General features: G+C 64.7%; 1 pseudogene. It reads right to left on the bottom strand.

Annotated features, from left to right (window positions below):
- Positions 1-221, bottom strand: a pseudogene (locus tag CEY15_RS17920) (IS21 family transposase); the annotation flags it as partial.

Here is a 221-nt window from a genome sequence, read left to right as displayed (position 1 = left end):
AGGTCGCCACGTGCGCCACGGTGTTCTCGGCGCCAGATTTGTCTTTGGGGCGCCGTATCCTACCAGGTAGAACGGCTGCCGAGTAGTGGGCGGCCATCTCCCTGTAGGCGTCGTTGAGGACGATCTCCCCGTCGCGGGGATGCTTGATCACACCGGTCTTGAGGTTGTCGCACACGATCCGCGGCACCGACCCGCCGAAGGCGTCGAACATCGCCACGTGC

The sequence above is a fragment of the Dietzia natronolimnaea genome, from assembly GCF_002289575.1.
GTDB classification, from domain to species: Bacteria; Actinomycetota; Actinomycetes; order Mycobacteriales; family Mycobacteriaceae; genus Dietzia; species Dietzia natronolimnaea_A.
The sequence above is the reverse complement of the archived record's forward strand: the minus strand, read 5'-3'. Positions and strand labels throughout refer to the sequence as shown.